Annotated in this window: 13 protein-coding genes; 1 reads left to right on the top strand and 12 read right to left on the bottom strand. The window is 71.9% G+C overall.

What is annotated here, in order from left to right:
* The 10 genes from ACQEVB_RS36745 to ACQEVB_RS36700 form a co-directional block, all read right to left on the bottom strand.
* Positions 1-1,707, bottom strand: a complete 1,707-nt coding sequence (locus ACQEVB_RS36745) for an FAD-binding oxidoreductase (RefSeq protein WP_432983059.1) — start codon at positions 1,705-1,707, stop codon at positions 1-3.
* The gene (locus ACQEVB_RS36740) at positions 1,704-2,474 is read right to left on the bottom strand and encodes an ABC transporter ATP-binding protein (protein WP_432983056.1); all 771 of its coding nucleotides are present in this window, start codon (positions 2,472-2,474) and stop codon (positions 1,704-1,706) included. The genes ACQEVB_RS36745 and ACQEVB_RS36740 overlap by 4 nt, the downstream gene beginning before the upstream one ends.
* Positions 2,471-3,187 carry an ABC transporter ATP-binding protein gene (locus ACQEVB_RS36735; protein ID WP_432983053.1) on the bottom strand — a complete coding sequence of 239 codons (717 nt, stop codon included), beginning with the start codon at positions 3,185-3,187 and terminating at the stop codon, positions 2,471-2,473. The genes ACQEVB_RS36740 and ACQEVB_RS36735 overlap by 4 nt, the downstream gene beginning before the upstream one ends.
* Positions 3,184-4,323 carry a branched-chain amino acid ABC transporter permease gene (locus ACQEVB_RS36730; RefSeq protein WP_432983050.1) on the bottom strand — a complete coding sequence of 380 codons (1,140 nt, stop codon included), beginning with the start codon at positions 4,321-4,323 and terminating at the stop codon, positions 3,184-3,186. Before ACQEVB_RS36730 ends, ACQEVB_RS36735 begins: the two co-directional genes overlap by 4 nt.
* Before the next feature lie 10 nt (positions 4,324-4,333).
* Positions 4,334-5,209 carry a branched-chain amino acid ABC transporter permease gene (locus ACQEVB_RS36725; protein WP_432983047.1) on the bottom strand — a complete coding sequence of 292 codons (876 nt, stop codon included), beginning with the start codon at positions 5,207-5,209 and terminating at the stop codon, positions 4,334-4,336.
* A 2-nt stretch (positions 5,210-5,211) separates the two neighbouring features.
* The gene (locus ACQEVB_RS36720) at positions 5,212-6,534 is read right to left on the bottom strand and encodes an ABC transporter substrate-binding protein (RefSeq protein WP_432983044.1); all 1,323 of its coding nucleotides are present in this window, start codon (positions 6,532-6,534) and stop codon (positions 5,212-5,214) included.
* Between the two features lie 103 nt (positions 6,535-6,637).
* The gene (locus ACQEVB_RS36715; RefSeq protein ID WP_432983041.1) at positions 6,638-8,221 is read right to left on the bottom strand and encodes an FAD-binding oxidoreductase; all 1,584 of its coding nucleotides are present in this window, start codon (positions 8,219-8,221) and stop codon (positions 6,638-6,640) included.
* Positions 8,222-8,409: 188 nt separating this feature from the next.
* Complete coding sequence (locus tag ACQEVB_RS36710) at positions 8,410-8,934, bottom strand: MarR family winged helix-turn-helix transcriptional regulator (RefSeq protein WP_432983038.1); 525 nt, start codon at positions 8,932-8,934, stop codon at positions 8,410-8,412.
* Between the two features lie 254 nt (positions 8,935-9,188).
* The gene (locus ACQEVB_RS36705) at positions 9,189-9,761 is read right to left on the bottom strand and encodes a flavin reductase family protein (RefSeq protein ID WP_432983035.1); all 573 of its coding nucleotides are present in this window, start codon (positions 9,759-9,761) and stop codon (positions 9,189-9,191) included.
* Positions 9,758-10,996 carry an acyl-CoA dehydrogenase family protein gene (locus ACQEVB_RS36700; protein ID WP_432983032.1) on the bottom strand — a complete coding sequence of 413 codons (1,239 nt, stop codon included), beginning with the start codon at positions 10,994-10,996 and terminating at the stop codon, positions 9,758-9,760. Before ACQEVB_RS36700 ends, ACQEVB_RS36705 begins: the two co-directional genes overlap by 4 nt.
* Positions 10,997-11,210: 214 nt before the next feature.
* Here ACQEVB_RS36700 and ACQEVB_RS36695 point away from each other — a divergent pair, with 214 nt between their 5' ends.
* Positions 11,211-12,113, top strand: a complete 903-nt coding sequence (locus tag ACQEVB_RS36695; RefSeq protein ID WP_432983029.1) for a LysR family transcriptional regulator — start codon at positions 11,211-11,213, stop codon at positions 12,111-12,113.
* Positions 12,114-12,119: 6 nt separating this feature from the next.
* Here the strand turns inward: ACQEVB_RS36695 and ACQEVB_RS36690 are convergent, their stop codons facing one another.
* Positions 12,120-12,269 (bottom strand): hypothetical protein, encoded by a 150-nt coding sequence (locus ACQEVB_RS36690; protein WP_432983026.1) that lies wholly within the window; start codon positions 12,267-12,269, stop codon positions 12,120-12,122.
* Positions 12,270-12,330: 61 nt separating this feature from the next.
* Positions 12,331-13,365, bottom strand: coding sequence for an alpha/beta hydrolase (locus ACQEVB_RS36685; protein ID WP_432983023.1), 1,035 nt, complete (start codon positions 13,363-13,365; stop codon positions 12,331-12,333).
* Positions 13,366-13,707 lie beyond the last annotated feature (342 nt).

Genomic DNA, 13,707 nt, shown 5'->3' with positions numbered 1-13,707 from the left:
TCAGTCCACCGTCCCGTCGTCGACGTGCGTTCCCAGCGGTCGCAGCGGCCGATCGGCCGGGTCACGCATCGACCCCGGCCAGATGCCCTGCCTGCCCGGGGCCAGGACGCCCCGTGGATCGAGCACGTCCTTGAGCCGCTCGGCGAGGCGCAGCCCCGCGTGGTCGTTCCAGTCGTACGTCGCGGCGACGTCGTCCATGTGCTCCAGGTGCGTCCGGTACGCGCCGTACCCCCGCTCGGCGCCGCGATGCACGAGCGAGCGCACCGTCGTGTAGGCAGCCCGGGTGCCGGCCTCGTCCGCCGTGGCGAACCACAGCGACACGACGGCGATCATGACTCGTGGCGTGAGCATGAGCGACACGGCGAAGTCGACGCCGAGGTCCCGACACGCTCCGTCGAGGAAGTCGCAGAGGTCCTGCGCCGAGCGACCGTCCAGCGGTGCCACCGGCGAGTAGTCGAGGTGGCCGCCGGCGCCCTGCTCGTCCCAGCTGAGGTGCTCCAGCAGGTCCAGCGACGGCACGCCGGCCTGGGTCGAGTCCGACTGCTGGCGCAGTCGCGCGACGGCGCCCTCGGGACCCGTGGGCGGTGTGTGCGACCGGGCGCGGTCCAGGAGTTCGTCGACCGCGGTGGCACCGTCCCTGCGCCGCAGGCTCGTCCGCGCCGACGGCACCCGTGCCAGCGCCTGCTCGCACAGCGCCTGCTGAGCGTCGACGATCGCCGCCGGTCCGTAGAGCGCGAACCGCATGAACCAGGCTCCGCACCCGGTCTCGGCACGCATCCGCAGCAGCGTCTCGGGGGTGAGCGGCCCCGGGTCCTGCTGCCAGTGGCTGCGGGGCACGTCGCTGAGCGCCCCCGCGACGAGCGCCGTGTTGTAGACGATCGGGTGGTTGGGGATGGTGCCGTCGAGGAGCAGCGGCCGGACCGCGTCGATGAGCGCAGCCAGGTCCTCGTCCCGTTCCACGACGACGTCCGCCGCGACGTAGACCTCCGGCTGCGGGACCAGCCAGCAGCCCATCTCGGTGACGATGCCGAAGTTCGACTGCATGAAGATGCCGTCCGCGGACGGCCCGTAGCTGTACTTGCGCAACGCTCCGGTGCGGGCCGTCGTCATGGCGCCGAGCCCCGTGCGCAGCAACGAGCCGTCCGCCAGCACGACCTCCATGCCGCACTGCCGCGCCTGGTGGTCGCCGAGCGGGGTGAAGCCGATGCCGTGGTCGAGGGTGTTGCCGACGATGCTGCCCCAGCCGAGGTCGGGGATCGAGGGCCACAACGGCAGGCGCCGACGGCGGATCTCCTCGAAGAGGTCGAAGAAGCGCACGCCGGGCTGGACGACGGCGTAGGCGAGCTCCTCGTCGAGCTCGAGGATGCGGTTCATCCGGCGCAGGTTGACGACTACGCCGCCGCCGACCCGAGGGGCCGGCCCGCCGTAGCCGTTGTTCCTGCCCTGGGAGATCGGCCACAGGTGCACGCCCGTCGCGGCGGCGATCCGGACGACCTCCTGGACCTCCGCGGTGCTCGCGGGCGACACGACAGCGGCCGGCTGGTGCTCGACCCAGGCCGGATGGGCGTACGGGTCGCGGAACTGCCTGACCTGCAACGGGTCGGTCGTGACGTGCTCTGCCCCCAGTGCTGCGGCGAAGCGGTCGACGGCGACGTCGAGGCCGCTGCGTCGGGTCTGCGTCGACGGGTCGTCGGTCCGGGTGTTCATGCGCTCTGCCTCTCCGTGGGCGCGGTGCCTGCCGCAGCCCCGAGCGCGTAGGCGGCGCTCAAGGCCTCGGGGTCGTCCTGCCAGGTCCGCGAGGCGGCGCTCGCGATGACGCACCCGCCGGACAGCACGTGGGCGGTCGTCGACACCGCGAGCGCCACGTGCGCGAACTGCTCGATGAGCAGCACCGCCGTGCCGGCCTGCGCCACCGTCGAGAGCACCGGTGCGAGCCTGCGCACCACCACGGGCGCGAGCCCGAGCGAGAGCTCGTCGACGACGAGGACCTCGGGTTGCCCCGCGAGCGCCTGGGCGAGCACGACCATCTGCTGCTGGCCGCCCGAGAGGGTGGACGCCACCTGGCCCCACCGCTCACGCAGCTCGGGGAACAGCTCCAGCGCACCCTCGATGCGGTCCTTCGCCACCTGCTTGGAGACGCTGCTCGTGGCGACCTCGAGGTTCTCGCCGACGGTGAGCGTCCTCAGCAGCCGCCGGCCTTCGGGGACGACGGCGACCCCCCGCCGCCGGATCCGCTCCGGCCGCAGGCCCGTGATCGGGCGACCGCCGAGGCTCACCTCCCCCGCTGTGACGGGGACGAGGCCCCCGACGGCGAGGACGAGGCTCGACTTGCCAGCGCCGTTCGCGCCGAGCAGAGCCGTCACCTCGCCCGCCGGCACGTCGAGGTCGACGCCGTGGAGGACTTCCCTCCCGCCGCGCGCGACCCGCAGCCCACGCAGCCGCAGACCGCTCGGCGTCTCGTCGGTGGTGCTCACGCGACCTCCTCGGTCCCGAGGTAGGCCCGCCGGACGTGCTCGTCCCGGAGGACCTCCGTGGTGGGGCCCGCCGCGATGACCCGACCGAAGTCGAGGACGACGGCACGTGCGCAGCACGCCGACACGAGGGCCATGTCGTGGTCGACGAGGATGGCCAACGCCCCGAACTGCTCGGGGATCTCCCGGATGGCGTCGCGCATCCGCGCGGTCTCGGCCTCGGGCAGGCCGGCAGCCGGCTCGTCGAGCAGGACGACCCGTGGCCGTCCGACCACCGCGCGCGCGAGCTCGACGAACCGGCGGTCGGCCGCCGAGAGCCCGGCGACCGGGCGGTCGCGCTGCCCGGTGAGACCGGTGAACTCCAGCGCCCGGTCGACTGCGGCTCGCCGGTCGCGACGTCCGCTGCCGCAGTGCTCGTGGACCATGGCGACGTTCTCCGCGACCGAGAGCGCTCCGATCGCCTGCTCGGTCTGGAAGGTGCGGCGCACGCCCCACCGGGCCCTCGTGTGAGCCGGCATGCCGGAGAGGTCCTCGCCGAACGCGACGACCCGTCCCGCCGTCGGCCGGACGAACCCGGAGAGCACGTTGAGCAGCGTCGTCTTGCCGGCGCCGTTGGGGCCGATGAGCCCGACGGTGCCCATCGGCAGCTCGGCCCGGACCGCGTTCAGGGACACCACGCCGCCGAACCGGACCGTGAGGTCGTCGATGAGGATCATCGTCCCCCCTGCCGGCTCGACGTGACCGCCGGTGCGGCGCCCGCGGCGGGGTGCCCGTCGTCGGGCACGCGGGCCGGCGGCGACGTGCCGGGCCGGGCCGCCGGGACGGCGTCCGGGGGCTCCGGCGCGGGGGCACCGGCACGGCGGGCGCGCAGCGTGCGGCGGAGCCGGCCCAGGTCGTGCCCGAGCTTCCCCACGATCCCGCCGGGGGACGTGACGAGGGTCTGCACGAGGCCGAGCCCGAAGAGCACGAGGAGCAGGTTGCTGCTCACCCCGAGGCCGTCGAACACAGCCGGCATCACCTTCATGAGGACGCCCGCGAGCACCGCGCCCCACGGCGATCCCATGCCCGCCATGAGCACGACGGCCAGCAGGGAGATCGACTCCTGCGCGGCGAACTGGTAGACGCTGAGCCCGCCACTGCTCGCCGCGAGCAGACCGCCCGCCACCCCGGTCATGAAGCAGGCCAGTGCGAAGGCCACGAGCTTGTACAGCGTCACGTTGATCCCGGCCGCCCGCGCCGCGAACTCGCTCTGCCGGATCGCGGCCCACGCCCGCCCCGGACGGCCGTGCAGGTGCGCCAGCGCCAGGACGAACATGAGCCCGCAGACGAGCACGGTGAGCCGGAAGTACGCCTCGTCCGTCGTCGCCCAGTACGGTCGCGGCAGGGCCACGTTGCCGGGCTTCAAAGGGTCGTGTCCGAGCAGCCCGCTGCCCCCGTTGGGGAAGCCGGCGTTCGTCAGCACGATGGTGAGGGCGGCGGCGAGCATGAGCGTCACCAGTGCCAGGTGCAGACCGGACAGGCGCAGCGCGGGCAGGCCGATGAGCACTCCCACGACTGCGGTCACCAGCCCGACCGCCAGGAGCAGGAGCGGGAAGGGCAGTGCGAACGCCTGGTCGAGGCGCAACGCCGTCCATCCGCCGATCGCGAGGATGGCGATCTGCCCCATGGAGATGAGGCCGACCCGGCCGTAGAGGATGCCCAGCCCCAGCGCCACGACGGAGTACACGGCCGCGGCGGTGAGGATCTGGAGCCAGTAGCTCCCGACGACGGGCGGCAGCACCAGGGCCGCGGTCACCGCCACGGCGAGCGGCGCGCCCACGACTCGCCGGACCTGTTCGGTCGTCCCGTGCACTCCAGCCTCCTCAGACCCGGGCCGTGGCCGGCCGGCGGCCCGCCATGACGAGGACGACGACGACCGCCACGACGAACGGCGTCAGCGCCCGGTACGACGACACCGCAGAGATCGGCGTGAGCAGGGACTGCATGACGCCGATCGCGATCCCGCCCGCGAACGTCGCGGACAGCGACGAGAGGCCGCCCAGCAGAGCCGCGGCCAGCCCGGACACCACGAGGAAGGTGAGGCCGGTGATGTCGAGCCCGACCATGTTCGACAGCAGCAGGCCGCTGACCGCGAAGACCAGCCCCGATCCGGCCCAGGCGAGAGCCTCCAGCCGGCCCACGTCGACGCCGAGCATCGCCGTGGTCTGCCGGTCCTCGGCGAGGGAACGCATCGCCGTCCCCGTCCTCGTCCGGCGCAGGAACCAGGACACCCCGACGGTCGCGAGCAGGCTGAGGACCAGGCCCGCGAGCTGGGTCCCGTTGACGTAGGCCTCTCCCAGCCGCAGGCCCCACTCCGTGCTCGGCAGCGTGAGGTCGTACGTGTCCGCTCCCCAGACGGTCGACATCGTGCCGAGCAGGGCCAGCAGGAGCCCGAGCGTCGCCGTGGACTTCACCACGGGCTCGCGGTCGGCCAGCCGGGGGCCGACCACGAGGCCGTAGGCGAGGGTGACGCCGACGCCGACGGCGACCGCCACCGCCGCCGCGACCCCCACCGGGAGCCCAGCCCCGTCGACCAGGCTCCACGCGCAGAGGGTGCCGAACGCTCCGACCGCACCTCCGGCGAGGAACAGCACACCGGTGGCCCGGTACAGGACGACGATCCCCACGCCGGACAGCGCGAACACGCTGCCCAGCGACACTCCGAGGACCAGGAAGGGAACGTACTGCGAGACGGTCATCCCTAGCCGATCCCGAGCGTCTTCTCGTACGCGCGGGCGTCGGCGAACTTGTTGTTCGGCAGGGCGGGGATCTCCTGGCAGCCCCGGACCTGCTCGAAGCCACCCTTCCTCGGGGTGACGATCCGGGTGGAGTTGTTGGCCGCGTGGAAGCCCTGGGTGCCGAAGTACCACTGCTTGCAGTAGAGGTCGGACGTGTAGTTGGTGAGGCCCTGGAAGGCCGCTGACACGGTGGACACCGTGACGTCGCCGCCCGCCGGGATCGTCAGCAGCGCCTTGGTCGCGATCCTCGCGGCGGTGAAGCCGAGCTGGCCGAAGTTGCCGACCGCCGTCTTCGGGCCGTACTTCGCCTGGACGGTGCGGTAGAGCTGGTCGTCAGGACCGCCAGAGCCGACGATGTTCATCTCGGCGTCGATCCCGAGCTTGCCGTCCCAGGCACCGCCGAGCTGCTTGGCGAACGACGCGTCGTTGCAGCCGGCGGGGCAGCCCCACTTGACCCGGTCGAGCAGGCCCTGCTGCTGGACCGCCTTGAAGACCTTGATGGCCTCACCGGGGTTGAGGTTGACGACGACCCCACCGCCGTCGCCGGCCGACTGGACGGCGCGCAGCGCGAGCCCGTTGGCGTCGTTCACCGGGACGTTCTCCAGCCAGGCCTCGACCGGCACCCCCGCCTGCTGGGCCAGCAGCGTGATCGACTCGTTGATCGCGTCCGACCCGGGGGTGTTGCTCGTGAAGATGACGAGCTTCTTCGCCCCGGAGTCGAGCAGGTACTTCGCCGTCGACAGCGCGCTGAAGCTCGGCCCGTCGTTGACCGGGGCGATCGCGGGGGTGCTGAAGCACTCGAGGCTGCTGCCCAGGTTGATGGCCCGCAGACCGCGGTCCGCATACGTCTTGGCGTTGACGACGCAGTCCAGCACGCTCATCGAGCCGACGAGCCCCACGACCTTCTCGCTGTCGAGCAGGTTCGTCGCCTGCGAGGCCGTGAGCTGCGGGTCGAGGGCGTCCTCCTTGAGGACGTACTCGAGCGGCCGGCCGTGGATGCCGCCGTTGTCGTTGACGCAGTCGAAGTAGGCCTTCACCATGCCCGTCGCGTCGGTGAAGCTCAGCCCGGGGATGTTGGTGACGACACCGCCGAGCTTGATCGGCTCCCCGGTCGCCTTCTGTCCCGTCCCCTCCCCGCAGGAGGACGCCGGCCCGGTGTTCGCGGGCCCCGATGCGGTGGCGGACGCGGCGTTCGTCGAGCCGCCGCCGCAGGCGGCGAGGACCAACGCGGCCGCTGCGACGGCGGCGACGGCGGGCCACCGCCGGGCGTGGATACGGATGTTCACGGCATCTCCTCATCGAGACAGGCGTTCGGGCGGAGCGCAGAAGAAGGACCCCCGCGGCAGAGCGGGGTTGCAGGTGCGCACGGTCCGGTGCGGACCGCGCGGGTCAGCCGGCCCGGTAGGCCGCCGGCCAGACCCCTTGCTTGCCGGGTGCCAGGACCCCCGCGGGGTCCAGTGCGTCCTTGAGCCGTTCGTTGAAGCGGAGCTGGGCGTGGTCGTGGGCGTCGAACTGCTCCGCCCCGACGTCCATGAAGTCCAGGTGCGCCCGGTAGAGCGCGAACCCCTCTGCTGCGGCCGCGCGGACGAGCCGCGGGTAGAGCTCCCAGACGCGCGAGACCGTGGCCTCGTCCTCGGGGTGGAAGTACAGCTGCATGACGTTGATCGCGTACCGGCGGCCGAGGATCATCGCGCAGTCGAAGTCCAGGCCGGTGCCGGCCATCAGCCCGTCGAGCAGGTCGTGCAGACGGGTGATGTCGTTGCCGCGCAAGGGAGCCACCACGGAGAAGTCGAGATGGCCGCCCTCCGGACCGCTGTACCAGTCCAGGGCCTTCATGAGGTCCAGGCTGGGGATGCCTGCCTGCACCTGGGCGTTCTGGTCGCGAGCGAGGTCGTGCACCTCGTGCCCCGCGAACGCTGTGCCGTCGACCCGTGCGCCGTCGATGACGGCGACCGCCGCCCGGACCGCGGCCAGCCGTGCGGCGACGACCCACTCGGTCCCGTAGAGCGCGAACCGCATCGTCCAGCGGCCGAGGTCCAGGCGGGCGGCCAGCGCCTCGACCGCGGCCTCGGGGATCGGCCCCGGACCGGAGTGCACCTCGCTGCGGGACGGAGCCCCCGGGACGAGTGCAGCGATGAACGCGGGATGCCCGATGGCGGGCGGGTTCTGCATGACCCCGGACAGGAGCAGCGGGCGCACGGCGTCCACGAGCGCCGGCAGGTCCTCGCGGCGCGGCACCCGGATGCTCCCGGAGAAGTAGTGCTCCGGCTCGGGCATCATCCACACGCCGGCCTTCGTCACGATCCCGAGGTTCGACTGCCCGAACAAGCCGTCGAACGTGGGGCCGAAGCCGCGCGGGTGCAGGTTCCAGGCGGGATTGCCGTCCATCGCACCCATCCCGGTGCGGACGACCTCGCCGTCCGGGAGCACGACCTCGAGGCCGCACAGCCGTGCCGCGTGGTCGCCGTGGACGGTGTACCCGACGCCGTGCTCGAGCGCGTTACCGACGACGCTGCCCCACCCGAGGTCCGGGGCGGACGACCAGAGCCGGTGCCCGCCCGCCCGCAAGTGGTCGTACAGGTCGAAGAAACGGACGCCGGGCTCGACGCGGGCCACCGCGTGCTCCTCGTCGACCTCGAGCACCCGGTTCATCCGGCGCAGACTCACGAGGACCGAACCGGGCACCCGCGGCGCCGAGCCGCCGTACGCGTTGTTGCGTCCCTGGGAGACGACCCACAGCGGGAATCCGTGACGGCCCGCGAGCCGCAGAATGCCTTGTACATCCGCAACCGTCTCAGGGAGCACCGTCGCCGAGATCCGACGACTGTGCCACCCGGCGAACGTGAACGGATCGCCGTACTCACGGCCCGAGGCATCCTCGTCCAGCACCGCGTCCGCACCGAGCAGCGCGACGAGATCGGCGCGGGCCGCGGAGGACAGGCCGGCAGCAGCACGCCCCTGGGTCGTCGTCATCGCGCTGCCCTTTCGGTCGCCGTCGGCCGAACCCCAAAAGTACTTAGACCTCTAAGTTGTTGCGAGACCGTACGGCGCGCATGGGACGTCGTCAAGAGCCGGCTGCCCGCGCATGCCGGGGCAGGCCGGGGCCGCCCGCAGGGCCTCGGCCTCGGGGTCCCCGGACCGACAGCGCCGGGCAGGGAAGCTCAGAACTCCCGGTGCAGGAGAGTCCGCAGCGTTCCGACGAGCCGGCCACGCTCGTCCGCGGGCAGCGCCGCGAGCCACCAGCTCTCCCGCTCGTTGATTTCGCGCAGGAGCTGCGTCACCGTCGTCTCGCCGGCGCGCGTGAGCCCGACGATGACCCCGCGTCCGTCGTCGGTCGACGGCGTGCGCGTGACAAGCTCGCGGCGTTCGAGGGTGTTGACCACGCTGGAGATCGTCGCCTGCGAGACGTTGGAGTGCCGGGCGATCTCCTTGGGCGGCACCGGTCCGACGGTCCGGATGCAGAACATCACCCGGAACGCTGCGTAGGTCAGGCCGACGGGACGCATGACATGCGCCTCGACGTCCTGCTGGAACCGGTTGGCCACCCGGACGATGCCGAACCCGAACGCCATCGCCTCCAGGTCGGCGTTGGGGACGACCTGGCGGACCGCTTCACGTGCCAGCTCGTCGTACTCCTGCGGTGGCACGCCCTGGCGGCCCGAGCCCGAAGCAGCCAAGCGCGTCATCACCCATCCCGGAGCCAGCGAGTCCGAGGGCGACTGTAGACGACGCCCGCCGTCGACTCGCGGACCGGCGGCGCGACGGTCCGGCTCGCCTCCGCCGCCGCGGACCGCCTCACCACGCACCCGCACCCCGACGAACTGAGCCCGCGCGACCCGGACGCCGGAGATCCGGCCAGCCCGCCTGGGCAGTCGAGATCTTGCACCTGGACACGGTCAGGGTCGCGGCATTCCACCACGCTCGCGACGCCCGACGTCGTTCAGAGCCAATCGGGCCACGTGTAGTCGGCCGATTCGTCGTGGTCCCGGCGGGGCGGCAACGGGGCGAGCCGCCCCCGGGAGAAGACCAGCGGTGGGGCGCCGATCTTCTCCACCCCGAGTTCCCGGACGCGGCCGAGGACGAAGTGGTGGTCGCCGACGGTCCACACGTCGGCGATGTCGCAGTCGATCCAGGCGACGACGCCCGCCAGGACGGGGCTGCCCGAGGCCGCGTCGCGCCACGGGTGGCGGTCGAAGACGTCGGGTGCCTTGGCGGTGACGTCCCGACAGAGGTCCTCCTGGCCCGCGGCCAGCACATTCACGCAGAAGGCGCCGCCGGCCCTGATCCTTCGCCAGGTCATGGAGGAGTGGCCGGGGAAGAACGCGACGAGCGGAGGATCCAGGGACACCGAGGTGAACGAGCCGATCACCATGCCGACCGGGGTGCCGTCGGGTTCCTTCGCGGTGACCACCGTGACACCCGTCGGGTAGTGGCCGAGCACGTGCCGGAACCGTTCGGGGTCGTCCGCCGGGCCACTGCCGGGCGCCGTCGCGGCGGGCGTCGACCGGATCACGCCGAGGTCTCCAGCCTGAGCAGCGAACGGGCGTACCCCGTAGCCCACGAGCCGTGCTGCGCGTTGATGTGTGTCTTGTACGTGGCGACGTCGCGCAGGTACCGCTGCATGCGCTGGCCGTTCGCCAGCGCGCTGGAGCCACTGGCCGCGGCCAGCATCTCGACGGCCCGGCAGGCGAGCTGGCCGGACTGCCGGGCCGTGAGGGAGAGAGCCTGGTCGTCCAGTTCGGAGAAGGGCTCGCCCCCTGCCAGGCCCCGGGCGGCGTACGCGGTGTAGTCGTCGGCGACCGACAGGATGATCCGCTGCGCGCTGTCGGCCAGGGCCGTGGCCAGGCCGAGGTTGCGCTGGTGTTCCGGATCGTGGCTGCGCGGCGTGAAGGGCGGCAGCGGGCTGCTCTTGGTGGTGATGATCCGCCGGTACTCGTCGACTGCGGCCCAGGCGGTGCCCGCCACGATCGAACACAGCTGGATGTTGAAGAACGACATCAGCCGACCCGCGTACATCGGGTTGCCGTGCAGTTCCACACCCGGCCCGTCGGTGGCGTCGTTCGCCAGGTGGATCCTGGACACGTACTCGTACGGTACGAGGACGTCCTCGGCCACGACGCTGTTGGAGCCGCTGCCGCGGAAGCCCAGGATCTCGCCCCAGTTGTCGAGCATCCGCCAGCCGGAGGGCACGAGCACCAGGCCCGGGGTGGGCTTGCCGCCCTCGTCGTCGAAGATGAGCGCGCCACCCAGGAAGTGCGTGGAGACGTTGACCCCGGAGGCGTAGTCCCAGCGTCCCTTGACCAGGTACCCGTCGGGGGTCCGCGTCGCGGTGGCGCTCGGGGCGATCGGCAGCGGGGTCCGGAAGTCACCGTCCGGCCCGAACACCTCGCGCTGGGTGCTCTCCGGGAAGCGGCCGGCCACCACCAGGCTGTGGGAGGCGGCCAGACACAGGTTCCAGCCGCTGGACGGGCAGCCGCGGGCCACCTCGGTGACCATCCGGGAGTAGGTCCGCAGGTCGAACTCGTAGCCGCCGAAGCGGCGCGGCTGGAGGGACCGGTAGAAACCCGCCTCCAGGAACGCCTTGTGCGTGTCCTCGGAGATACCGGTCCGCTGTTCGGTCTCGTCCTGATGATCACGTAGCCAGGCCCGCATACCGGCGGCCCGGCGCACCAGTTCCTCCGGTGTCAGGTCCGGCTCCGGCTGAGGAATCTCGACGATTTTCTCGGCTACCTCGGTTGTCTCGGACAATTCGCACCTCATCCTGGCTGCTGTTCCGGGTCGGTCTGAAGGGAGTGTTGGCAGCGCGGCGAAGGACCGTCCAATGCCGGTAGCCGTGGGCGTGATGAGTGCCGTGCATCACAGCAGGTCGGAGGCCGGATTTCTGCCCGGTGACGTGCGCGGAAGGGCGCTGTAACCTGGCGCGGGGGACAACGCCGTGGACCTCGCCGTTCTGGAGGGCTGAGTGGAACTCCGGAGCCTGCGCCATTTCTCGGCACTCGCCGAGACCTTGAATTACCGGGTCGCCGCTGAGCGTCTGCACCTCACCCAGCCCGCGCTGACGCGATCGATCGTCGCCCTCGAGCGTGAGCTGGGCGTCCGGCTGTTCGACCGCGACAAACGGCATGTGGCGCTCACCGCCGAAGGCGCGGAACTGCTCGAACGGGCGGGCGAGGTGCTGGCCGATGCCGACCGGCTCGCCGCCGCGGCCGACGCCATCACGGCCAGGCGACGGGACGAGGTGCGGGTCGCGCTCTACGGGGTGGCTCTCGCGGAGCTGACGCATCCGGTCATCGAGGCGTTCTGCGAGCGGTATCCCCATGCCATGATCCGGGTGCACGAAGCGGACTTCCACCAGGGTCTCGCTCCGCTGCTGGCCGGCGAGTGCGACGTCGCGCTGTTGTGTCTGAGCGTCGACATGCCGGGCCTGACACGCGTCCCGATCTTCACCGAGCCCGTTTCCCTCGCGCTGCGGAAGGGGCATCCGCTGGCCTCGGCCGCCGCGGTGGACATGGCCGAGGTCTACGACCAGCCCTGGGTCACCCCCCACCCGGAGGACGACTTGTGGGTGGGGGGACGCCAGGAGGACCACGAGGCTCCGACGGTCGGCTCCCACGCCCGCTCGCCCCTGGACATGGCCTTGAAGATCGCCTACCAGCACATGGTGGGACTGATGCCGCTGTCGGGCGTCCGGATGTTCCAGCACCCGGGAGTGGAGACCGTCGCTCCGAAAGAGCCGCTCGACGCGGTGGCTGCGGTCGCCTACCGGAAGACGGGCCACTCGCCAGCCGCCCCGGCGTTCGCCGAGGTCGCACGCCGGGTGGCCCGACGCGCGGCCGGCGTTCCACACGCCGAGATCTCCCGGTAGAAGGGGTCAGCCGCCGTACGGTGGCTCGCCCGCCCAGGCGCGGCCCTGCAGAGCCTCGACGGCGTGCGCGATCGCATTCATGCCGCTCGTCGCGGACTCCACGGGCGGCATGGTGAGCGTGAGCAGCGGGTCGTGCACGACGCTGCGCGGCAACACCTTCGGGTCGCGCCCGGTGCGTCTGACCCCGCCACGATGAGCACATCGGCCTCCACCATCGTCATCGGGCGTCCTGCTCCACCGCTGTCGGCCGCTTGTCCAGCCAGGCCATCAGCGCTTCCGCCACCTCGTCGGAGTTCTTCTCGCCCATGGGCAGATGACCGTTGCCGGTGATCCCCATCTCCGGCAGGCGAAGCAGCTCGGCATCCGCACCGGCCTGCGCAAGGTAGTCGGCGACGCCGTGTCCGGACGGCGCGAACGGCGAAGTGTCGGCCACGACGACGGCGATCGGGAGGCCCTTCAAGTTGGGCAGGGACCGGACGGGTTCGTCCTGCACGAGGCAGTCCTGCACCCCGTCGGCTCCGGCTGCCCGGAGCCTGGTGCGCAGCTCTTGCGGTTCCCGGACCGGCGGCTCGTAGGTGATCGGGGCCGCGGTGAGCCCCCAGTCCAGCCGGCCGAAGCCGGGCAGCTCGGTGAACGGCGGCCCGATCGGCTCCACCGCGATGATCGCCTTGACCAGCCCGGGCCGGGCGTCGGCGACGAGCCACCCGAAGGGGCCGCCCATCGAATGGGTGATGAGCACAGCCGGCCCGATGCGGTCCAGCAACTGGGCCCCGCAGCGCCGCATCTGCTCCTCGTTCTCGGTGAACGTGGGCAACGCGGGTCCCTGGCTCGCCATCAACTGGTCCAGCGCGGAGTCGGCGCCGATCTCGCCGCTGCCGGGCCACTGGCTACCGGGTCGCCCCGCCCCGTCGCAGAACAGCCAGCGGATGAACTCGTACGTCGGAGCTGCGCCCTCCATGGGCCCGAGGACATCGGGGTGGTACGGGGAGCGCCCGTGACCTGGACGGTCGACCACGTACACGGCGTAACCGGCCTGGAGGAACCGGGTGGCCCAGCCGGGGCGCCCGTCCGGCGTCGAGAGGTAGTCCGTGCCCTGGCCGCCGCCCCCGTGGACCATCACCACGGGCAGCGGATGACGGAGATCGGCCGGGATCTGGTACTGCACGTACATCGCGGCCTCGGCGGCGGCCCCGGCCTCGGTCGGCTTGCGCCCGACACCGACCCAGAACGCGCCTTGGTCGCTGATCGTCAACGGCGGGGCCGGCAGGGGCCGGCTCGGCGGTTCCGGGTGGTGGGGAGATGGTCATCGGCGAACCTCCGTCACGGCGTCTGCGCCCATGCCCAGCACTATTGGTGACCGTCTCCGGGGCGGTCCAATGCCGGTTGGGGACGCCGTGATGCATGGCGCTCATCAGCGTCCCTGAGGGCGGCTACGTCACCGAAAGGTGCGCGTGACTCCACGGACGCGGCGACGACGGACGGCGCGCCGGGCAGTACGTGACGCTGAGGCGAACCTCATCGGCTGCCAGGTGAACGCCGAGAATCACGCCGACCTCGCCCGCCGACCGCTACGGCCTCGGTGCGGTGATGGCCG

Source organism: Pseudonocardia sp. CA-107938 (assembly GCF_050936315.1).
Taxonomy (GTDB): domain Bacteria; phylum Actinomycetota; class Actinomycetes; order Mycobacteriales; family Pseudonocardiaceae; genus Pseudonocardia.
This window is presented reverse-complemented; position numbering and strand designations above follow the sequence as displayed.

Excerpts from the sequence above, each read along its gene's own strand:
- ACQEVB_RS36745 (WP_432983059.1), bottom strand. The coding sequence starts at position 1,707 with ATGAACACCCGGACCGACGACCCGTCGACGCAGACCCGACGCAGCGGC.
- ACQEVB_RS36735 (WP_432983053.1), bottom strand. The coding sequence starts at position 3,187 with ATGATCCTCATCGACGACCTCACGGTCCGGTTCGGCGGCGTGGTGTCC.
- ACQEVB_RS36725 (WP_432983047.1), bottom strand. The coding sequence starts at position 5,209 with ATGACCGTCTCGCAGTACGTTCCCTTCCTGGTCCTCGGAGTGTCGCTG.
- ACQEVB_RS36715 (WP_432983041.1), bottom strand. The coding sequence starts at position 8,221 with ATGACGACGACCCAGGGGCGTGCTGCTGCCGGCCTGTCCTCCGCGGCC.
- ACQEVB_RS36710 (WP_432983038.1), bottom strand. The coding sequence starts at position 8,934 with ATGACGCGCTTGGCTGCTTCGGGCTCGGGCCGCCAGGGCGTGCCACCG.